This is a genomic window from Sinorhizobium sp. M4_45, assembly GCF_002885915.1.
Classification (GTDB): Bacteria; Pseudomonadota; Alphaproteobacteria; order Rhizobiales; family Rhizobiaceae; genus Sinorhizobium; species Sinorhizobium meliloti_A.
The window spans coordinates 228,380-248,203 of the sequence record NZ_NWVE01000009.1 but is presented as its reverse complement, the minus strand read 5'-3'; the positions used below and the strand labels follow the sequence as shown (position 1 = coordinate 248,203).

Below are 19,824 nucleotides of genomic sequence, written 5' to 3'. Positions count from 1 at the left end.
GATCTAATCCTCGGCGTCGCCCACCGTGTCGGCGACATAGGCATCGCGCTTTCCGAGCTCCTTGGGCCGCCCTGTCGTTGAATCCCTCGCCGTCTGATGTTCCAGCTCGGCATTGAGTTCAGCACCGATGATGACGATCATAGTGGATATCCAGATCCAGAGCATGAAGCCTATCAGCGTGCCGAGAGCGCCGTAGGTGGCATTGTAGTTCGCAAAATTGTCGATGTAATAAGAGAACGCCAGGGACGCGACGAGCCAGCAGATCGTGCTCAGGGCCGCACCCCAGGTAAGCCACCTGAGTTTGGCCGGCTCCCGGCACGGACCGTAGCGATAGATCAGGGTGATGCCCGCCGCTACGAGCAACAGCATCACGGGCCAGCGCACGAACCTGACGAGACCTTCCAGTTCCAGGTGGAGAAAGGCCAGCACTGCCGGCAATATGGCGATGGCCGCGATGAGCACGGCCGTCAGGATCAAACCGGCCAGCGTGAAGCCGATGCTTAACAGTGCCAGCCGGACGAAGCCGCGCTTTTCCGTCTCGTCATAGGCGATATTCATGGCTTCGAAAAGGGCGCCCACGCCGTTGCGCGCGCTCCAGAGAGCGAAGAGCAACCCGCCTATGAAGCCGAGGCTCAGGCTGGACGTGTTCTGGGAGGTCAGGGTTTCCAGTTGATCGGTCATCATTTGAAGCGACTGCGCCGGGAGCACGGTGGCGAGCATTGTAGCCTGCTCGGCGATCGCGGCTGGATCGGAAACGAGACCGTAGATGGAGACGAGCGAGCCGAGCGCTGGAAATATGGAGAGGAGCACGTAAAAGGTGACGCCGGCGGCAACGAGCGAAATCCGGTCCTCGCTGATCTGTGAAACCACCCGCCAGAAGACGTCACGCAGACCCCTCGCCGGGATTTCGCCCGGGCTGTCGGCCGTGCGTCCCCTGCCCTCCTCTTGAGCCTTCTCGTCAGTTCCCCTCTTTGCATCACCGGATTTCATCTGCTCTTCCTCACGGGTTCGAAAGTCCGCCGTGCCGCTGATCGGGCTTGCCGATGGCGGGCGAACGCGGGTGGCATTCGAACACGCCAGGCGATGGCTTGTTCCTTGCGATCTCCCCTATTCGGACGCGAAGCCCTTACTGAACGGCGCGACTTATTTTCTCATAAGAAGTGCTCCATGCTCTCGTGGCGCGTTTTCGGATTTGAAAGAACTGAATCATGAAACCTGCGACGCTGCGCCTGACCGCCATACTTTTGTCTGCGGCGACTCCGTTTCTTCCGGCAGTCGCGGGGAATGTGCAGCACGAAAAGGGAGACGTTCGAAGTCAAAGCCTGGCCATGAAGAATTTCGTAGATGCCAATCCCGACTGCCTCGAGTTCAATGATCAATGCTCTCTATGTTCGTTGTCGACGGAGCGGTCGAGTGCTCCTCGCCCAAGATCGCATGTATCAAGGGGGAGTACCGTTGCACGATGAGATCGAAATAAAGTGGCACCCTGAATTGGCGGACGAACCGGGGTTTCCAGCTTGGCACCACCTTTTCATCTCGGAATGATGCTTATTCCCCCGTCCGCCTCGAGAACAGCGAATTTGATCTGGTCGAGGCGAGCTAGACCCTGCTGCTCCCGGGCCGCGACCAGGATGTCCTCGATGTTGACCCGGGCTCTTCTCACGGCGCGCTCGTCGACCTTCCCGTCGGCGATAAGCACCGTCGGCGTGCCGTCGAGAAACAGAGCGATCTTCGGCGACCATTGCTTGACGTAGGAGAGAACGATATCGACGCCGAAAAGCGTCAAGATAAGCAATGTTGCGTTGACGATGGAGAAGTCGTCGCCGAGCAGCGCCTGCTGAGTGGTCTCGGCGATGATGAGCAGCAGCACGAAGTCGAAGGTGGTCATCTGTGCAACCGTGCGCCGGCCGGAAAGCCGGAGCGCGGCGAGGAGTATAAAATAGATCGTAATACCGCGAACGACGGAGTCCATGACGTATCTCCTAGGGCCAGACGATCGTCCGCACCTCCTTTACCGGCTCGTCATCGATACTTGCCCGGTAGGAAACGACGCCCGGAGTTTGGGCACGGAGGTGCAGAGTCAGCACGAGGGGCTGCCGCGAAGCGGACCGGAAGCGGTATACCAGCCCTTCATCGCCTGCTTCAGCGGAGACCGGTGGCGGATCCATATCCTCCACCTGAAAGCTTTTGAAGAATTCGGGCGACAAGGTCAGGCGACGTTCGTTCTCGCCGCCGGCCAATGACGCGTTCAGCGTCTCGGAAGCCTCCCAGCGGCTGAAACGGGGCACATCGACGGCGCCGCCGGCGAACGTCACGGTCTGCCTCTGAAGCCAGCCCCTTGAGCCGGTAACGCCCAGGACGGCGGCAAGCAGCATCAGGCCAAAAACGATCCATGCGGCGCGCTCTACTTTCCAGAAAAACTCCTGGAACGTGCGATGCTCTTCGATCTGCAATCCGTCCGGTCGAACTGGTGGTTGATCCAAAGCTTAGACCTCGCCCTTGAGCTTTGTAGAATGGCTGAACGGGCGGAAATGTTCCGTGAACCAACCCTCTACGACGGCCCGCTTCCTCGCCCTGGTGTCCGCCGCAGAACTCAAGCAGTGTCCGCGCAGAAGGCAGCAGCCCGAGCCGCGCCTGTTCGTCGAACGGGCGGCCTGGAATGCAGTTCTCCTGCGACCGAAGCTAATAGAAGGATACGGGCGGCAACCGGAAATCGGCTGGTTGCCGCCGCGGACGACAGGGCCTTTAGATGTGCTTCGTCCCATGCCTGGTGATGGATGGCGTGGCAGCGCCGTCCTCCGCCTCGGGGTCCATGCCGACGCGATGATGATAGACGAGCTCCCCGCCTTTCCAGCCGGTGTAGAGAAGCAGCAGGACGGTGGCGAGAGATAGCAGAAGGCCCCATGGCCAGACCGCCTCGACGGAACCGTTCGCGTAGCGCAGCCAAAAACTGGCCACTGCGAGGAGTACGACGACAACGTTTCCGATCATGTGCTTCCAAGCGTCGTCGATCGCCCGAATAAGGGCATTTCCGAGGAAATCCGTCAGTCCGGCGAGAGCGGCCAAGGCTGCCATCACGATGGCTGCACCCAGCGACCACATAGACACGTCTGCCCAGAATGAATTTCCGTTCGCGAGATACACGATGTCACATATGAACGTTGCGACAAGGAGCGCGATTGGAAAGGGAACGAGCATCGGATGGATCGGATGCCCGCCGATTTTCGCGCTGGCCGCCAGACCCAAGAGGTCACGATCTGCCATGGCATAGTCCTCCAGCACCGCAAGTCCCGGTGATCCTGAAATGCGTAAGAAGCGGCGATTGTTCCTTGGCGATGCGAACCGGCGCATGCCGCGGCTGATCAGTCGGCCGCCTTGCCGATGGTATCGGCCACATGAGCACCGCGCTCGCCCAAGGGGAGCGGCTTGCCCGTCGTCGAATCTACCGCCGTCTGGTGTTCGAGTTCGGCGTTGATGAGTGCGCCGATTATGAGAATCATCACCGAGATCCACACCCATGTCATGAGACCGGCAAGCGCGCCGAGGGCGCCGTATGTCGCGTTGTAGTTGGCGAAATGTTCCAGATAGTAGGAAAAGAGCCATGAGGCGGCCAGCCAAAACAAGGTACTGAACACCGCGCCCCAGTTCAGCCACCGCAACTTCGCCCGCTCGCGGCTTGGCCCGAAACGATAGATGAGGATGGTGCCGAAGGTGACGAGGAGGAGTACCACCGGCCATCTCGCCGCTCGGGTCACGAGCTCGACCCAACGATCGACCCACACATAGGCCAGTACGGCCGGCACGACCCCGATCGCAGCGATCAACGCGACCGCGAAGAGGAGCGCCGCGAAGGTGAACGCGATGCACAGGAGGGTTCTGGACAGAAAGCCTCTCCTTTCCCTTTCTCCATAGGCGACGTTCATCGCGTCGAAGAGGGCGGCAATGCCGTTGGCTGCCAACCACAGGGAGATTGACAGGCTCACGAAGAAACCGATGCCGAGAGTGGACTGCTTCTGCGTCGTCAGGGTCTCCAGCTGGTCCATGATCAGCCCGTAGGAGTCCGACGGCAGAATCACCTGCAGGATACCGACATGGGTGCCGATTTCCGACGGGTCCGCGACGAGCCCGTAGATCGAGACGAGGGCACCCATCGCGGGAAAGAGCGACAGCAGAAGGTAGAAGCTTACCCCCGCGGCTATCAGCATGACCCGCTCTTCGCCAATTTCGGAAAGCACCCGCCAGAAGACGTCCCGCATCCCCTTGGCGGGGATATCTGCGGGCGTGTCGGCTGCACGCCCCCTGCCCGGCTCCGCGGCCTCCAGCTTTTCGGCAAGTTCGATTTCGTTCGCACCCATGTATCAACGCCCGTCCGGTGACGGAACCCGGCTTTCGCCTCGCCGCATGCCTATCCAACGCCGCGGTAAATAGCTTGTTCCGGGACGCGACGGCTCAAAGGCGGTGCGCCTGCCCGCTTTCCGAAGCGCCGAGAAACGCATTGATGAGCCGGTGGACCTTCAGCGCCTCGCGCCCGTTGACGCGCGGTTCGCCATTACTCTCGACGGCATCGAGAAAGTCGGCGAGGACCGCACGGTGATGGTGATGCGGGAATGCCATCGGATCGGCGCCGGCACCACCCGCGGCCTCGTCCTCGACCGAGAGTTCCGTTCCGTCGTGGAAGGATACGGCAAGCAGCCGGCCGCCCAGGCGCGCCATCCCGCGCGTCCCGATTATATCTATCTCGTCCGGATAGCCGGGATAAGCGCAGGTGGTCGCGCTCACGGTCCCTATCGCGCCGCCCGCGAAGCGGATCGCCGCCATCGCCAGGTCTTCGGTTTCCATGCGGTGGATTCCGCTCGTCGCCGCATAGGCCTTGACCTCTTCCGGCAGGCCAGCGAGCGAAACGAGAAGGTCGAGCGTGTGTATGGCCTGGGTGAGAAGCACGCCGCCGCCGTCGCGAGCCCGCGTACCCCGGCCCGGTTGATCGTAATAGCTCTGCGGCCGCCAATTGTGCAGCCGGGCCGAAGCACTGACGATTTGGCCGAGGCGGCCTTCATCGATGAGCCTCGCAAGTTCCTGGCTGACCCTGCGAAAGCGGTGCTGAAGCACGATGCCGAGTTTTATTCCCGCGCGCTCGGCCAACGTCACCAGAGCTTCCGATCGCTCCGGGGTGATCTCCAGCGGTTTTTCGAGAAGCACATGCTTGCCCGCTTCGGCCGCCTGCCGCACCAGATCGAGATGCGTGCTCGGCGGCGTCAATATCATGACGGCCGTGATCGACGGATCATGGAAGATCGCCTCGGCGGAGTCGCAAGTCGCGAAACCATAGGCCTCGGAAAAGGCAGCCCGCCTGGCGGCCGTGGGACTGTAGGCTGCAGCGACGTCAACTCTCTCCTCGAGGTCCAGCAGGCTTTTGGCATGCGGGCCAGCCGCCATGCCGAGTCCGATCACGCCGATGCGCGTCTTTTTCATTCCGTCACCCCCTCAGCACAGTTCCTCCGGACCTCTCTCTACATCCTGCAGCGATGCGCGGCAAGAAAGTCATCATACAACTTCATGAAGTTTGTATGTTGACAATATATTTTACAAGCCGTAGCCATAGAGCACCTGTTGGAGGAGCGGGAGAGTGATGAGGGGACTGATCGATCCAGATCTGTTGTTTCCGGCCGAAGAGCGCACCCGTGCGCTGGCGCGGAGGCTATATGCCGAAGTAAGCGGTCTTCCGATCGTCAGCCCGCACGGGCATACGGAGCCGCGCTGGTATGCGCTGGACGAACCTTTTCCCGACCCCGCCCAACTTCTCATCGTGCCGGATCATTATGTGTTCCGCATGCTGTTCAGCCAGGGGATCAGGCTGGAAGAGCTCGGCGTTCCGGCGCTCGACGGTTCGCCGGTCGAGACGGATGGCCGCGCGATCTGGCGGCGTTTCTGCGAGAACTACCATCTCTTTCGCGGCACGCCGACGCGGCTTTGGTTCGACTATACGCTCTCCGAGCTTTTCGGCATCGACGAACTGCCCTCCGCCGCCAGTTCGGACCGGCTTTACGACCACGTCGCCGACTGTCTGGGGCGCCCGGATTATCGCCCGCGCGCGCTCTACGAGCGCTTCAATATCGAGGTGATCTCCACGACCGACAGTGCCCTGGACGATCTGGGCTGGCACGGCAAGATACTGGAAAGCGGCTGGAAAGGACGGGTCGTCCCCGCCTACCGTCCCGACGCGGTGGTCGATCCGGATTTCCAGGGTTTTTCGACCAATCTCGACAAGCTCGGCGACATCACCGGCGCCGACACCGCAACGTGGTCGGGCTATCTGGACGCCCATCGCTCCCGCCGCGCCTATTTCAAGAATTTCGGCGCGACCTCGACGGATCACGGCCATGCGACGGCAGACACGGCCAACCTTTCGCAAGCGGAGGCCGCGGCACTCTTCGACAGGGTGCGGCTGGGCAAGGCGGATGCCGACGAGCGGCGCTTGTTCCGGGCGCAGATGCTGACCGAGATGGCGAAGATGAGCCTGGACGATGGGCTCGTAATGCAGATTCATCCGGGCTCGTTCCGCAACCACTCGCCGGCGATCCTGGCAAAGTTCGGCCGCGACAAAGGTTTCGATATTCCGGCACGCACCGACTATGTGACCGCACTCAAGCCGTTGCTCGATGCAGTCGGGCTCGAGCGCGATCTGACCGTCATTCTCTTTACGCTGGACGAGACGAGCTATGCGCGCGAGCTTGCGCCGCTTGCCGGCGTCTATCCCGCGCTGAAGCTCGGACCCGCATGGTGGTTCCACGACAGTGCGGAGGGTATGCGCCGCTTCCGTGAGATGACCACCGAGACGGCGGGCTTCTACAACACCGTCGGGTTCAACGACGACACAAGGGCGTTTCCGTCCATCCCCGCGCGCCACGACATTGCGCGCCGGGTCGACTGCGCATTTCTCGCGCGTCTGGTCGCGGAACATCGCCTGCGGGAGGATGAGGCGTACGAGCTTGCGCGGGACCTTGCCTATGGTCTCGCCAAGGAGGCGTACCGGCTCTGAGAATTCACATCATGCAAACGGGAGGAAAAGCATGAAAATCCTGGTCAAACTGGCGGCCGGTCTGTTGGTCGCCGCTTCTTTTATAGGCAATGCAGCCAATGCTCAGACGGTGCTGCGCTCATCGGATACGCATCCGGACGGCTATCCGACGGTCGAGGGGGTCAAATATTTCGGCGAGCTGGTCAAGGAGCGCACAGCCGGCCGCTACTCCGTCGAGGTCTATCACTCCGCGCAGCTCGGAGAGGAAAAGGACACGATCGAGCAGGTGCGCTCCGGTGTCATCGAACTGAACCGCGTATCGATGGCGCCCTTCAACGGAACGGTGAAGGAATCGATCGTTCCGGCGTTGCCCTATGTCTTCCGTTCGGAAGAGCACATGCACAAGGTGATGGACGGCGCGATCGGCGATCAGATCAAGAAGGCCTTCGAAGGCGCCGGAGTGGTGGTGCTTGCCTTCTATGACGCCGGCGCGCGTTCCTTCTACAACAAGCAGAAGCCGATCAATTCGGTTGAAGACATGAAGGGCCTGAAGTTCCGCGTCATCCAGTCGGACATCTTCGTCGACATGGTGGCAGCACTCGGGGCGAACGCTACGCCGATGCCCTACGGCGAAGTCTATTCGGGCATCGAAACGGGCGTCATCGACGGCGCGGAAAACAATTTTCCAAGCTACGACACCGCCAAGCATTTCGAAGTGGCCAAGAACTTCTCGCTCGACGAACACACCATCCTTCCGGAGGTATTCGTCATGAACAAGGCGGTCTTCGACAAGCTCACGCCGGAAGACCAGGAGATCTTCAAGCAGGCAGCGAAGGAGAGCGTTGCCAAGCAGCGCGAGCTCTGGGCTGCCAAGGTGAAGGAGTCGCGTGCGAAGGTCGAAGCGGCCGGCGCGAAGATCACCACCCCCGACAAGCAGGGGTTCATCGACGCGATGAAGCCGGTCTACGAAAAGCACGTCACCGATGAGGTCCTCAAGAAGATGGTCGAGGACGTTCGCGCGGTGCAGTGACGAGTCAGACGGGCAGGCCTGCTGTGCCCATGCGCGTTGGAGCGGGATGAGGAAATGCGTGTGCGGTTCTCCGCCCGTATCCCGCTCCAATCAACTGAAATCGATGACGTTCATGATTTGGATCGACCCGACCCAGGATCATCGTAATCGAGCGCAAAGGCCGCGGCAGAAGCCTGCCCGTCCCTTTCAATAGGAATGAAACCTTGTCCAACGGATTGGCAAAACTAGGCCGGGGCCTCTCGTGGCTGGGCACCCTCTCGCTTTGGATGGCGGGTGTGGGCCTCGTCGCGATGACGCTCATCGTCGCCTGGCAGGTGTTCTGCCGCTACGTGTTGAACGACTCGCCGAGCTGGACCGAACCCGGCGCCGTCATGCTGATGAGCTGGTTCATCTTCTTGGGTGCCGCAGTCGGGGTGCGCGAAAACTATCATCTCGGCTTCGACGTGCTGCTCTATGTCGTGCCGAAAGGCGGCAAGATCTGGCTGCGCATGATCTCCGATATCGTCGCGCTCGCCTTCGGGGCCGGCATGATCTGGTATGGAGGGCAGCTCGTGGCTCTCACCTGGAACACCGTCCTGCCGTCGCTGCGGATTTCCGGCGGCTGGAGCTATGTGCCCCTCGTCGCGGGCGGCGTCCTTATTTGCCTGTTCGCGCTGGAGCGCATCGTCCTGCGCCTTGCCGGGGAGCCGATCGACGATCGTCTCGACGAAATGCCGCCGGCGGAAGTTGCCGCCGAACTCGAACCTGCTGAAATAAAGGCCTGACCCGATGGACATGATGATCCTCTTCGGCGTGTTCACGCTGCTGATGCTGATCGGCACGCCGATCGCCTTCTGCCTCGGCGTCGCGTCCTTCGCGACGGTTCTTTATCTGGGGCTGCCGCCGCTGGTGATCTTTCAGCGGCTCAATTCCGGCATGAGCGTGTTTTCGCTGCTTGCCATTCCATTCTTCATCTATGCCGGCGATCTGATGGTGCGTGGCGGAATCGCCCAGAAGATCGTCGCCTTCGCGGCATCGCTGGTCGGGCACATCCGGGGCGGGCTCGGTCAGGTCAACATCGTCACCGCAACGCTGTTCGGCGGCATTTCAGGATCGGCCGTGGCGGAAGCCGCGGCTGTGGGCGGGCTCATGATCCCGCAGATGAAGCAGCGCGGTTACGGCGCGGACTACGCCGTCAATGTCACCTCCATGGCGGCCTTGATCGCGCTGATGCTGCCGCCTTCGCACAACATGATCATCTACTCGATCTCGGCAGGCGGAAAGATCTCGATCGCAGATCTCTTCACCGCCGGCATCGTTCCCGGCCTCCTTTACGCTGCCGCACTGATGACTACCGCCTATTTCGTTGCACGCCGGCGCGGCTATCCGACGGAGATCTTTCCCGGGTTCGCCCGGGTCGGGCGCTATCTGCTGGTTTCGACGCCCGGCCTCCTGCTCATCGGCATCATCTTCGGGGGCGTACGTTCGGGCGTGTTCACCGCGACCGAGAGTTCCTGCATCGCCGTCCTTTATGCGCTCGCGGTGACCGTCTTCGTCTACCGGCAGATGACCTGGCAGGATTTCGTCCAGGCAACCTTCGCGGCCGTGCGCACGACGGCCATGGTCCTGCTCATCATCGGCATGGCGGCCGCCTTCTCCTGGCTGATGGCCTTCCTCAGAGTGCCCGCAGCGCTGATCGACTGGATGAACACGATCTCGGAAAATCCGATCATCATACTCCTGTTGCTCAACGTCCTGATGCTGTTCCTCGGCACCTTCATGGACATGGGCCCGACCATCATCATCAGCACCCCGATCTTCCTGCCCGTCGCCATGGCCTACGGCGTCGACCCGGTTCATTTCGGCGTCATCATGATCTTGAACTTCGGCATCGGCCTCAACACGCCACCAGTGGGCGCCGTGCAGTTCGTCGCCTGTGCAGTCGGGAAAATTTCCGTCTGGCAGGCGATGCGCAGCATATGGCCGTTCTACCTGGCGGGGTTGATCGTGCTCGGGCTCGTCACCTATGTTCCGGCCCTTTCGCTATGGCTGCCGGCCGTCTTCAAAGGGTGACAAACCGCATGGATCTTCTGACCGAACGCAAACCGAAGCTTTCCGAACGCGTCGCGAACGCAATACGGGAGCAGGTTCTGAAGGGCGAAATACAGCCCGGGCAGAAGCTGCCGACGGAGAGCCGGATGAGCGAGTTCTTCGGCGTCAGCCGCACGGTGGTGCGCGAAGCGATCGCAACCCTTGCCGCGGACGGCCTCGTGGAGCCGCGGCAGGGTGCCGGGGTTTTCGTCATGGACCACCCGACGCTTGCCTTCGGCTCGATCAGCCTCGACGTCGGCAACAAGATCTCCCATGCGCTCAACGTCATCGAGGTGCGGATGGGGCTCGAGATCGAGAGCGCGGGTCTGGCAGCGCTTCGGCGCAATGGTGCCCAGGAGGCCCAGATCCAGGAGGCCTTCTTCGAATTCGATCGCCTGCTCGAGCGCGGCGAGGCAACCGGAAAGAGCGACTTTGCCTTCCACCGGGCGATCGCGGCCGCGACCAACAATCCCTATTACGTGGAGGTTCTCGATGCGCTGGGTCTGCGGGCTATCCCTTGCGACGTCGCCTCCCCCTGGGGGACGGAAAGCGTGCTTTCTCGTGCATATCAGGAAAGCCTCCAGCGCGAGCATCTAGCGATCCTGAAGGCGATTTCCGAAAGCGATCCGGAAGCTGCCCGCGCGGCCATGCGCGCCCATCTGACCGCGAGCCAGGAACGCTACCGTGTCCGGTTGAGCGGACAGCAGGCCGCCTGGGGCGCTGCCAAGCGCGGCGTCTGATTGCCCATCTCCAGAGCGTTTTCGCTGCCTATCGAAGCAGCGGAACGCTTCAACACTTTGAAACGACGCACTCCTGGACGAGACCGTTACACGTTTTTCCTGGAAGTGCCCCAATCCGAGGACCGTGAGCCGATGACCGCAAGCCATATCGACTACACCATTCGTTTCGCCGTCGACCCGGCAGTAGCAGCCCGCATGGACACCGATGCCTTGCGCGCGAATTTTCACATCGGCGATCTGTTCCGGCAGGGGCGGATCTCGCTCACCTATAGCCATTACGACCGCATGATCGTCGGCGGTGCCGTGCCGGTCGACAAGCCCTTGGCTCTCGAAACCATCCGTCCGACGGGTACGGCGCGCTTTCTCGAGCGGCGCGAGCTCATCGCCGTCAATATCGGCGGCCCCGGCCGTATCGAGATGAATGGCGAAAGCTTCCGTCTCGAGCCGCGCGACATGGCCTATGCCGGCATGGGAGAGGAGGTCACCTTCTCGTCCGAGGACCCGGCCGTACCCGCCAAGTTCTACCTGCTCAGTGCGCCCGCTCATCAGGCGCTGCCAAGGCGCCATATCCGCATCGGCGACGCCAAACGGCTCGACCTCGGCAGTGCGGCCACCTCGAACGAGCGTTCGATCTTCCAGTTCATCCACCCCGAAGGCGTGAAGACCTGCCAGTTGGTCGTCGGCATGACGCAGCTTGCCCCGGGGTCGGTCTGGAACACCATGCCGTGTCACGTGCACGACCGGCGAATGGAGGCGTATCTCTATTTCGACCTCGATGACAGCGCCCGCGTCCTGCACCTCATGGGCGAGCCGAGCGAAACCCGGCACATCGTGATGGCCAGGGAAGAGGCCGTGCTTTCTCCGCCCTGGTCGATCCATTCGGGCTGCGGAACCGCAAACTACGCCTTCATCTGGGCCATGGCCGGCGACAATGTCGACTATACCGATGTGGAGATGGTGGCGATGGAGACGCTGCGATGAGCCTACCGTCGCGCTTCAGCCTTGCCGGCCGCCGTGTCGTCGTCACCGGTGCCAATACCGGGATCGGACAGGGTATCGCTGTGTCGATCGCCAGGGCGGGCGGCACGGTGATCGGCGTGGGCCGCTCCGCCATGGACGAGACGGAAAAGAAGGTCACCGACGCCGGCGGAACTTTCATTGCGGCCCATGCCGATCTTGCCGATCGCGAAGCCACGCGCTCCCTCATCGACGGGTTGTGGAACGAGCACGGCGCTCTGCAGGGCCTGGTCAACAATGCGGGGATAATCCGTCGTGCCGACGCGGTGGATTTCACCGAGGCCGACTGGGATGATGTCATCGACGTCAATCTGCGTTCGCTGTTCTTCCTCAGCCAGGCCTTCGGGCGCCGGATCATTGCCGAGGAAAGCCGCGGCAAGATCGTCAACATCGCTTCGCTGCTGTCTTTTCAGGGCGGCATCCGCGTCGCTTCCTATACCGCGTCCAAACACGGAGCCCTCGGCATCACCCGATTGCTGGCATGCGAATGGGCTGCCAAGGGCATCAATGTGAATGCCGTGGCCCCCGGCTACGTCGTCACCAACAACACGGAAGCTCTGCGCGCCGACCAAAAGCGCAGCGCCTCCATTCTGGAACGTATCCCCGCAGGGCGCTGGGGCACGCCGGACGATATAGGCGATGCGGCGGTCTTCCTGCTTGCACCGGCCTCCGACTACATGCATGGCGCCGTCGTTCCGGTCGACGGCGGCTGGCTCGCCAGATAGGAGAAACGATGGACACGAAACTTTTTGCCCGTGGCGACGACGGCGAATGGACAGAGCTCGGACAGGGCAATCGGCGCCGGGTGATCCTGCATACCGACGAGCTGATGCTGGTCGAATTCGCCTTCGAGAAAGGCGGAATCGGCGCACTCCACTCACACCCTCATGTGCAGGGAAGCTATATCGCAGAGGGCAGGTTCGAAGTCACCGTCGGCGAGCACACGCAGGTTCTTTCGACCGGCGACAGTTTCATTGCTCCATCGGGCGTGGTCCATGGCGTAAAGGCGCTGGAGGCCGGCCGGCTGATCGACAGCTTCACGCCGCACCGCGCCGATTTCCTGAAATAGACTTCAAGGAAGCGGTTTTCCGTCTGCAACCGCACAGCCGCAAGATCCGAAGCCGTCGCGTCGCGCCTGCGTCGGGCATTTCCGGTTCGACGCAGCCTCACCCCTCGCGCAAGGCAAGAGCACGTCCAGTCATCCTCTCGGGGATGGCTGCCGTCGTTCCCCGTTCTACCAGAGGGCCATCCACCTTGATCGTCATCGGGCGCGGGTTCTTTCCGTGTATCGCCATGTCGATCAGCATTTCCGCCGCCTTCTGGCCCATTTCATAGTTCGGCAGCACCAGCGTCGAAAGCGGCGGATGCGTGTAGCGGGCGAGTTCCTGGTCGTCGTAACCCATTACCGACAGGTCCTGCGGCACGAGAAGCCCGCGCTCCGAAGCTGCTTCGAGCGCCCCGATCGCCATCAGGTCGTTGCCGCAGAAGATGGCGGTCGGCGGATTGTCGATGGCAAGCAGCTCGAGTGCAGCCTCGTAGCCGCGCAAAGGCAGCCAGTCGCCATTTCGCACCAGGGATTCGTCATAGGCGATATCGGCGGTGGCCAGCGCCTGCTTATAGCCTTTGAGCCGATCGATTGCCGCATCCATCCACGGTTCACCGTTGATGAAGCCTATACGCCGGTGTCCGAGGGAAGTCAGATGCGCCGTCGCCGCGAAGCCTCCGGCGACCTCTCCGGGTACGATCGCCAGGTGCTGGCGCGGCTCGGCATAGCAGTTCAGCAGGATCGTCGGAATGTTCGCCAGTTCGTGCGGGACGCTCACCTTTCGTGTGAAGATCGTCGCATAAATCACTCCAGCTATTGCCGGATCGCGCAATACAGCACGCAGCACGGCGCTCTCGAGGTCGGGGTTGGAACGGGTCGCGTGCGCGGAAACGAGCAGGCCCTGTTCGAAGGCGTAGTCGCGAATTCCGTCGAGGCTGACCACCGGGTGCGGACTGGTCGATATCTCGTCTACGATGAAGGCTATCGTATCCTTTTCGATAGCGGGAGCGCGGGCGAGATCCTGCCGGGTATTCGGCAGCCTGTACCCGATCTTGCGCGCCGCTTCCCGCACGCGCGCCCTTGTTTCAGCCGAGATGCGGGCTCCGGACATTTCATTCAGAACGAGGGAAACGCTCGATTGCGAGACGCCGGCGATACGCGCCACGTCGGTCATGGTCGGCCGGCCGCCGCCCGCTTCCTTAGTCGACGCACCGCCCCCATTGCCCTTTGCCATTTCGTTCCCCAGTCCGGCGCTGCAACGCCGCATTCAATTTGTGCATGTGCTAATAACTTTAGCCTTGACTGCTAATAATATTAGCGCAAGGTTTTCCCGTGTGAAGCATAAAGTTGCTCGCAGCCGGTAGAGGAGTACCGGCAAACCGGGAGGAGAGAACACGATGAACAGGATTTCACGTCGCGCGTTCATGCTTGCGGCCACGGCGGCCGGCGCAATCGCCGTCGCCGGCACCGTCGCTTTCGCGGAACTGCCCAAACTGGCGCAGAAGGAGACCTATAAGGTCGGTTTCGCGCAAACGGAATCCAACAATCCCTGGCGCATCGCCCAGACAAACAGCATGAAAGCCGAGGCCGAGAAGCTCGGCCATCAGCTCGTCTACACGGACGCCGCCGGGTCCGCGGCCAAGCAGGTGGCCGACGTCAACTCGATGATCGCCCAAGGCGTGGACCTGATCTTCCTGGCGCCGCGCGAAGAGAAGCCGTTGATCCCCGCCGTCATGGCCGCCAAGAAGGCCGGCATTCCCGTCATCCTGCTCGACCGCAGCGTCGATCCGTCGCTTGCCAAGGCCGGCGAGGACTACGTGACCTTCATCGGCTCGGATTTCATCGAAGAGGGCAGGCGCATCGCCGAGTGGCTCGTCAAGAATGCCAACGGCAAATCGAAGATCATCGAGCTCGAGGGTACGACCGGCTCGTCGCCGGCCAACGACCGGAAGAAAGGTTTCGACGAGACGATCAAGGCGGCAGGCGGCTTCGAGATCGTCGCTTCGCAGTCGGGCGATTTCGCACGCGACAAGGGCCGGCAGGTCGCCGAAGCCCTGTTGCAGGCGCATCCGGATGCCGACATCGTCTATGCCCACAACGACGAGATGGCGATCGGTGCCATTGCCGCAATAGAGGCGGCGGGCAAGGTCCCGGGCAAGGACGTGCTGGTCTTGTCGATCGACGGCGGCAAGGAAGCGGTGCAGGCGGTCATCGACGGAAAGATCGCCGCGGTGGTCGAGTGCAATCCGCGCTTCGGGCCCAAGGCCTTCGAGACGATGCTGCGCTATGCCAAGGGCGAGAAGATCGACCCCACGGTCATAAACGAGGACAAGTTCTACGACGCGTCAAACGCGGCTGCCGAACTCGCCAACGCCTACTGACATCCTTCGCCGGCCGGCCGGATCGCTCCGGCCGGCCGGCGAAGTCCGCAATCACTGCGAAATCGGCCGCGATATAGACAGATCGGCATCGGGAGGACTTATGCTTCTGTCCATGCAGGGCATCTGCAAGTCGTTCAACGGCATTCCGGCGCTCCGCGCGGCTTCTCTCGAAGTCGGCGAAGCCGAGGTGATGGCACTCGTCGGGCAGAACGGCGCGGGCAAGTCGACGCTCATCAAGATATTGACCGGCGCGTACCGGCGCGACGAGGGTGCGGTCGTCTTTGCGGGAGAGGACGTATCCTTCAGCATGCCGGCGGAGAGCCAGGCCCGAGGCATTGCGACGATCTACCAGGAAATCAACCTCGCCCCGCAGCGCTCCGTCGCCGAAAACATCTATCTGTCGCGCGAACCCCGCCGCTTCGGCATGATCGACCGGGCCGCGATGCGACAAGGCGCCGCCGACGTGCTGCGGACCTTCAATCTGGAGATCGACGTCGATCAACCTGTCGCCGGCTTCAGCGCCGCTACCCGGCAGATGGTTGCCATCGCGCGCGCCGTGACACAGAAGGCACGGCTCGTCATCATGGACGAACCGACCTCTTCCCTCGACGAGCGGGAAGTCGGCATCCTTTTCGACACCATAAGGACGCTCAAACGCGGCGGCGTCTCGGTCGTCTTCATCGGCCATCGTCTCGACGAGCTCTACCGGATCTGCGACAGGGTCACCATCATGCGTGACGGCAAGACCGTGGCGACGGCCGCAATGGCGGACATGCCGAAGCTCGCACTGGTGCGCCATATGCTGGGCAAAGAACTCGCGGCCTTCGAAGCGATCGCCAAGGACGCCGACGAGGGCGCACAGCGACCGGTGCGGCTATCGGTCCGGAATGCGGGCGCCGGCGTCCGCGTGCGGGATGTGAGCCTCACGGTGCGCGAAGGCGAGATCTCCGGGCTTGCCGGCTTGCTCGGCTCCGGCCGAACCGAAACGGCCAACCTGATTTTCGGCGCCGAGCGGCTGCAGCGCGGCGAAATTCGCTACGATGGCGAAGCCCGCTCCTATCGCCAGCCCGCGGACGCAATTGCCGACGGCATCGGGCTCGTCGCCGAGGACCGGAAGGTCGACGGCATCATTCCCGATATGAGTATTCGCGAAAACATGACGCTCGCGCTTCTGCCGAAGCTCGCCCGCGCCGGTATCGTCGATCGCGCCCGCCAGGATGAAATCGTGGTTCGCTACATCGCGGCGCTGGGCATCAAATGCACCTCGCCGGACCAGCCTATCAAGGAACTTTCCGGCGGCAATCAGCAGAAAGTCCTGCTCGGCCGGTGGCTCTGCACCGATCCCAAGCTCCTGATCGTCGACGAGCCGACCCGCGGCATCGATATCGGCGCCAAATCGGAAATCCTCCGCCTCCTGCGCCGGCTCGCCGACGAGGGCCTCGGCGTGCTGATGATTTCGTCCGAACTCGAGGAATTGCTGGCGGCGGCCGACCGGGTAACCGTGCTCAGCGACGGAACCTCGGTCGCCGTGCTGCCGCGCAAGGAATTGAGCGAGGCTGCGCTCTTTGCCGCCATGGCACATCAGGTGGAGTAGCATGACGACGATCGAGACACAGGCGACCGCAGGCACCGTCCCCTCCGGCAAACGTTTCTTTAGGCTCGCCGGGCGTTACGGCACCGTCGCCGCCTTTCTGGCCTTGATCCTGTTCAACGTCGTTTTCACTCCGAACTTCCTGTCGCTGCAGACGCTCAACGTCAATCTCACCCAGGTCGCTACGATCGTGATCGTCGCCATCGGAATGACGCTCGTGATAGCCACCGGCGGCATCGATCTTTCGGTTGGCTCCCTGATGGCGATCGGCGGTGCGCTTGCGCCGATGATCTTCATGGGGACGCTGCTTCCGGTCTCCTCCATGCCCGTGGCCGTGGCGCTGGCCTTCGTTCTGCCGGTCGTCGCCACGGGGCTGCTCGGTCTTTTCAACGGCCTGCTCGTGACCCGTTTCGCCATCCAGCCGATCATCGCGACCCTCGTGCTGTTCATCGCAGGCCGCGGCATCGCCCAGGTAATGACCAACGGCAACCTGCAGGTCTTCCGGAACGAAGGTTTCCAATTCATCGCCCTGGGGCGTGTCGCCGGCATTCCCGCCCAGGTGATCCTGATGATTGCGATCGCGGCGATCGCCTGGGCGGCAATCCGCTACACGGTGTTCGGGCGGCAGGTCATCGCGGTCGGAGGCAACGAGAAGGCCGCACGCCTCACCGGCATACCCGTCCACCGCGTCAAACTGCTTGTCTACACGATCAGCGGCGCGCTTGCCGGGGTGGCGGGCCTCATCGTCGTCGCGCGCAATTCCGCAAGCGACGCGAACCTCGTCGGCCTCGGCATGGAGCTCGACGCGATCGCCGCAGTCGCCGTCGGCGGCACGCTTCTGACCGGCGGGCGGGCAAACATCGTCGGCACCGTGATCGGCGCCCTGGTCATCCAGCTGGTGCGCTACACCCTGCTGGCCAATGGCGTGCCGGACGCGGCCGCCTTGATCGTCAAGGCTGCACTGATCTTACTTGCGGTGTTCATCCAGCAGCGCGCCGGAAAGTCGTGAGGGAGAATGCCGATGAACTCACTCCTCAAGGCTCTTGCCCTCAAGTCCCCCGGCGATATGGCCCGCCTCGGCGTCATCCTGGCACTGTTCGGCCTCATCCTGTTCGGAGCGCTGCGCTACGAGAACTTCCTGTCGCAATACAACATCCTGAGCTTCCTGCGTTACAACTCCATGTTCGCGCTGATCGCGCTGGGCATGGCCTTCGTCATCATGACCGGGGGCATCGATCTCTCCGTCGGCGGTACCGCAGCCATGGCGAGCGTCGTCGCCGCGCTTCTGTCGCCCTATCATTGGGCCGCAGGTCTCTTCGGCGGCATCGCGGCGGGTCTTGCCGTCGGAGCATTGAACGGTTTCACCGTGACCGTCATGCGCATCCAGCCTTTTATCGCGACGCTCGCAACAATGCTGGCGGCCTATGGCACCGGCTTGCTGCTTGCGGGAAACCAGTCCGTCTCCGTTTCCTACGACAGCGGCTTCACGGCGATAGGCCAGGACGACTTCCTTGGCTTTCCGATTCCCGCCTGGATCGCCCTTCTCGTCTATGTTGCCGGCTGGCTGGTGCTCGAACGCCTGCCCGTCGGCCGCCATGTGCTGGCGATCGGCGACGGCGAAGCGACGGCCGCATTGATGGGCCTCAAGGTGAGGCGGACGCTCGCCGCCGTCTATGTCGGCTCCGGCGCGCTGGCGGGGCTCGCAGGCGTCATCCTCGCCTCGCAGTTCGGTGCCGGCCAACCGACCGAGGGAGTCGGCTGGGAACTCTTCGCGATCGCCTCCGTAGTCGTCGGGGGTACGCTTCTGACAGGCGGTTCGGGCTCTGTCGGGGCGACCCTTGCGGGCGCCCTTCTGCTCGCGATGGTGTTCAATATCCTGAATTTCGAGAACGGCCTCGGGTGGATTTCCCTTTCGGCCTATTGGCAATCCGTCATCCGCGGCGGCTTCCTGCTGATCGTCGTCGTCCTTCAGGCGCGATTGATGTCACGCCGAACAGGCGAGGAACGCGTCTGACATGCGGCCATGGCGAAGCCCGCGACAATGCGAAGCAAGAGGAGATGTGATGACTACGACAGCAACACATGAAAACCGGTCGTGCTACGACTTCAGCGCGTCCGTCGAAGCCTTGCAACGGGAGGGCATTACCGGACTGAAGAGTGCCTTCTCGCGCGAGTGGGCCGAAACCATGCGTGAGGACATGATGACGGCCTTCTGGTCGGCCATTCAGCGGCCGGGTGGCGCCGTCGGCCGTGGCCCGCGCCGCTGGTACGTCGAGATCCATCCGCAGGATTTTTCCGGCTTCGTCGACCTCGTCACCCATCCGTGGGTGGCCGGCATGTGCGAGGCGGTGCTCGGTCCCGACTACCAGATCGTCGAGATCGGCTTCGACGTGCCGTTCCAGGGGGCGAAGTACCAGCCCTGGCACCGCGACTTTCCCTCGCCGCCCGAAACCTATGTCGAGCGCCGCATCACCTCGCTTGCCTTCAATCTCACCGGCGTGGACGTGACGGAGGACATGGGCCCGTTCGAGATCGCCCCCGGCACCCAGTGGCTCGACGGCAGGGAGTGGAAGCATGAAATGTTCCCGCCCAAGGAGAGGTGGCCTGAGTTTCAGGAGCTCGCGACGCGCAAGTATCCGAAGCTGGGGGATGTTTCGTGCCGCTCCGCGCTCACCATCCATCGGGGTACGGAACATGCTTCGCCGATCGCCCGTCCGGTCATGGTCCTCGGCGTCGACGCGCCCGGCGCCGGCCACGCCGAACTGCACGAGATGATGGTGACACAGGATTACTTTGATGCCCTGCCCGTTCTGGTGAAGCAGCACCTCGTCTGCAGAGTCGTCGAGGAACTGATTCCCGTCACGCAGAAGCACGACATCGAAGGTCTGGTGATGGGCTCGACACCGACCTGAAGGTCCCACAGCTCGCTTTCGCC

20 protein-coding genes are annotated in these 19,824 nt (G+C 62.4%); 13 read left to right on the top strand and 7 right to left on the bottom strand.

The window, feature by feature from the left end; translation table 11 throughout:
* Positions 1-3 precede the first annotated feature (3 nt).
* The 6 genes from CN933_RS23795 to CN933_RS23765 form a co-directional block, all read right to left on the bottom strand.
* A complete protein-coding gene (locus CN933_RS23795) occupies positions 4-990 on the bottom strand; it encodes a YihY/virulence factor BrkB family protein (protein ID WP_102762585.1) in 987 nt (328 codons plus the stop codon).
* A gap of 541 nt (positions 991-1,531) precedes the next feature.
* Positions 1,532-1,972 carry a DUF421 domain-containing protein gene (locus CN933_RS23785; protein ID WP_018098814.1) on the bottom strand — a complete coding sequence of 147 codons (441 nt, stop codon included), beginning with the start codon at positions 1,970-1,972 and terminating at the stop codon, positions 1,532-1,534.
* A 10-nt stretch (positions 1,973-1,982) separates the two neighbouring features.
* Positions 1,983-2,483, bottom strand: coding sequence for a hypothetical protein (locus CN933_RS23780; protein WP_018098815.1), 501 nt, complete (start codon positions 2,481-2,483; stop codon positions 1,983-1,985).
* Positions 2,484-2,745: 262 nt separating this feature from the next.
* The gene (locus CN933_RS23775; RefSeq protein WP_100670253.1) at positions 2,746-3,264 is read right to left on the bottom strand and encodes a DUF2231 domain-containing protein; all 519 of its coding nucleotides are present in this window, start codon (positions 3,262-3,264) and stop codon (positions 2,746-2,748) included.
* Positions 3,265-3,362: 98 nt separating this feature from the next.
* Positions 3,363-4,355 (bottom strand): YihY/virulence factor BrkB family protein, encoded by a 993-nt coding sequence (locus CN933_RS23770; protein ID WP_102762584.1) that lies wholly within the window; start codon positions 4,353-4,355, stop codon positions 3,363-3,365.
* 94 nt (positions 4,356-4,449) lie between these two features.
* Positions 4,450-5,469 carry a Gfo/Idh/MocA family protein gene (locus CN933_RS23765; RefSeq protein WP_018098818.1) on the bottom strand — a complete coding sequence of 340 codons (1,020 nt, stop codon included), beginning with the start codon at positions 5,467-5,469 and terminating at the stop codon, positions 4,450-4,452.
* Positions 5,470-5,626: 157 nt separating this feature from the next.
* On the opposite strand from CN933_RS23765, the gene uxaC reads away from it, so the two are divergent.
* The 8 genes from uxaC (at position 5,627) to CN933_RS23725 (ending at position 12,941) form a co-directional block, all read left to right on the top strand.
* On the top strand, positions 5,627-7,036 hold the full coding sequence (gene uxaC, locus CN933_RS23760; protein WP_018098819.1) for a glucuronate isomerase: 1,410 nt from the start codon (positions 5,627-5,629) through the stop codon (positions 7,034-7,036).
* A gap of 31 nt (positions 7,037-7,067) precedes the next feature.
* Entirely contained in the window at positions 7,068-8,045 is a 978-nt protein-coding gene (locus CN933_RS23755) for a TRAP transporter substrate-binding protein (protein WP_102762583.1), read from the top strand.
* Positions 8,046-8,248: 203 nt separating this feature from the next.
* Positions 8,249-8,809, top strand: a complete 561-nt coding sequence (locus tag CN933_RS23750) for a TRAP transporter small permease (protein WP_018098821.1) — start codon at positions 8,249-8,251, stop codon at positions 8,807-8,809.
* Between the two features lie 4 nt (positions 8,810-8,813).
* Positions 8,814-10,097 carry a TRAP transporter large permease gene (locus CN933_RS23745; RefSeq protein ID WP_018098822.1) on the top strand — a complete coding sequence of 428 codons (1,284 nt, stop codon included), beginning with the start codon at positions 8,814-8,816 and terminating at the stop codon, positions 10,095-10,097.
* Positions 10,098-10,105: 8 nt separating this feature from the next.
* Entirely contained in the window at positions 10,106-10,855 is a 750-nt protein-coding gene (locus tag CN933_RS23740; RefSeq protein WP_018098823.1) for a FadR/GntR family transcriptional regulator, read from the top strand.
* Between the two features lie 132 nt (positions 10,856-10,987).
* The gene (gene kduI, locus CN933_RS23735) at positions 10,988-11,836 is read left to right on the top strand and encodes a 5-dehydro-4-deoxy-D-glucuronate isomerase (RefSeq protein WP_102762582.1); all 849 of its coding nucleotides are present in this window, start codon (positions 10,988-10,990) and stop codon (positions 11,834-11,836) included.
* Positions 11,833-12,597, top strand: a complete 765-nt coding sequence (gene kduD, locus CN933_RS23730) for a 2-dehydro-3-deoxy-D-gluconate 5-dehydrogenase KduD (RefSeq protein ID WP_102762581.1) — start codon at positions 11,833-11,835, stop codon at positions 12,595-12,597. Before kduI ends, kduD begins: the two co-directional genes overlap by 4 nt.
* An 8-nt stretch (positions 12,598-12,605) precedes the next feature.
* Positions 12,606-12,941 (top strand): cupin domain-containing protein, encoded by a 336-nt coding sequence (locus tag CN933_RS23725; RefSeq protein WP_100670244.1) that lies wholly within the window; start codon positions 12,606-12,608, stop codon positions 12,939-12,941.
* A gap of 97 nt (positions 12,942-13,038) precedes the next feature.
* Here the strand turns inward: CN933_RS23725 and CN933_RS23720 are convergent, their stop codons facing one another.
* Positions 13,039-14,151, bottom strand: a complete 1,113-nt coding sequence (locus CN933_RS23720; RefSeq protein ID WP_180980795.1) for a LacI family DNA-binding transcriptional regulator — start codon at positions 14,149-14,151, stop codon at positions 13,039-13,041.
* Positions 14,152-14,314: 163 nt separating this feature from the next.
* Between CN933_RS23720 and CN933_RS23715 the strand changes: the two genes are divergently transcribed.
* The 5 genes from CN933_RS23715 to CN933_RS23695 all read left to right on the top strand — a co-directional run bounded on the left by CN933_RS23715 (position 14,315) and on the right by CN933_RS23695 (position 19,801).
* Positions 14,315-15,298 (top strand): ABC transporter substrate-binding protein, encoded by a 984-nt coding sequence (locus CN933_RS23715; RefSeq protein ID WP_100670243.1) that lies wholly within the window; start codon positions 14,315-14,317, stop codon positions 15,296-15,298.
* Positions 15,299-15,398: 100 nt separating this feature from the next.
* Complete coding sequence (locus tag CN933_RS23710; protein WP_100670242.1) at positions 15,399-16,892, top strand: sugar ABC transporter ATP-binding protein; 1,494 nt, start codon at positions 15,399-15,401, stop codon at positions 16,890-16,892.
* 1 nt (position 16,893) lies between these two features.
* Entirely contained in the window at positions 16,894-17,898 is a 1,005-nt protein-coding gene (locus CN933_RS23705) for an ABC transporter permease (RefSeq protein WP_100670241.1), read from the top strand.
* Between the two features lie 12 nt (positions 17,899-17,910).
* A complete protein-coding gene (locus CN933_RS23700; protein WP_180980794.1) occupies positions 17,911-18,903 on the top strand; it encodes an ABC transporter permease in 993 nt (330 codons plus the stop codon).
* Positions 18,904-18,952: 49 nt separating this feature from the next.
* Complete coding sequence (locus tag CN933_RS23695; protein ID WP_102762580.1) at positions 18,953-19,801, top strand: phytanoyl-CoA dioxygenase family protein; 849 nt, start codon at positions 18,953-18,955, stop codon at positions 19,799-19,801.
* The last annotated feature ends 23 nt before the right edge of the window (positions 19,802-19,824 follow it).

Coding starts and splice junctions, on each gene's coding strand:
- CN933_RS23795 (WP_102762585.1), bottom strand. CDS start 990: ATGAAATCCGGTGATGCAAAGAGGGGAACTGACGAGAAGGCTCAAGAG.
- CN933_RS23785 (WP_018098814.1), bottom strand. CDS start 1,972: ATGGACTCCGTCGTTCGCGGTATTACGATCTATTTTATACTCCTCGCC.
- CN933_RS23775 (WP_100670253.1), bottom strand. CDS start 3,264: ATGGCAGATCGTGACCTCTTGGGTCTGGCGGCCAGCGCGAAAATCGGC.
- CN933_RS23770 (WP_102762584.1), bottom strand. CDS start 4,355: ATGGGTGCGAACGAAATCGAACTTGCCGAAAAGCTGGAGGCCGCGGAG.
- CN933_RS23765 (WP_018098818.1), bottom strand. CDS start 5,469: ATGAAAAAGACGCGCATCGGCGTGATCGGACTCGGCATGGCGGCTGGC.
- uxaC (WP_018098819.1), top strand. CDS start 5,627: ATGAGGGGACTGATCGATCCAGATCTGTTGTTTCCGGCCGAAGAGCGC.
- CN933_RS23755 (WP_102762583.1), top strand. CDS start 7,068: ATGAAAATCCTGGTCAAACTGGCGGCCGGTCTGTTGGTCGCCGCTTCT.
- CN933_RS23745 (WP_018098822.1), top strand. CDS start 8,814: ATGGACATGATGATCCTCTTCGGCGTGTTCACGCTGCTGATGCTGATC.
- CN933_RS23740 (WP_018098823.1), top strand. CDS start 10,106: ATGGATCTTCTGACCGAACGCAAACCGAAGCTTTCCGAACGCGTCGCG.
- kduI (WP_102762582.1), top strand. CDS start 10,988: ATGACCGCAAGCCATATCGACTACACCATTCGTTTCGCCGTCGACCCG.
- kduD (WP_102762581.1), top strand. CDS start 11,833: ATGAGCCTACCGTCGCGCTTCAGCCTTGCCGGCCGCCGTGTCGTCGTC.
- CN933_RS23725 (WP_100670244.1), top strand. CDS start 12,606: ATGGACACGAAACTTTTTGCCCGTGGCGACGACGGCGAATGGACAGAG.
- CN933_RS23720 (WP_180980795.1), bottom strand. CDS start 14,151: ATGGCAAAGGGCAATGGGGGCGGTGCGTCGACTAAGGAAGCGGGCGGC.
- CN933_RS23715 (WP_100670243.1), top strand. CDS start 14,315: ATGAACAGGATTTCACGTCGCGCGTTCATGCTTGCGGCCACGGCGGCC.
- CN933_RS23710 (WP_100670242.1), top strand. CDS start 15,399: ATGCTTCTGTCCATGCAGGGCATCTGCAAGTCGTTCAACGGCATTCCG.
- CN933_RS23705 (WP_100670241.1), top strand. CDS start 16,894: ATGACGACGATCGAGACACAGGCGACCGCAGGCACCGTCCCCTCCGGC.
- CN933_RS23700 (WP_180980794.1), top strand. CDS start 17,911: ATGAACTCACTCCTCAAGGCTCTTGCCCTCAAGTCCCCCGGCGATATG.
- CN933_RS23695 (WP_102762580.1), top strand. CDS start 18,953: ATGACTACGACAGCAACACATGAAAACCGGTCGTGCTACGACTTCAGC.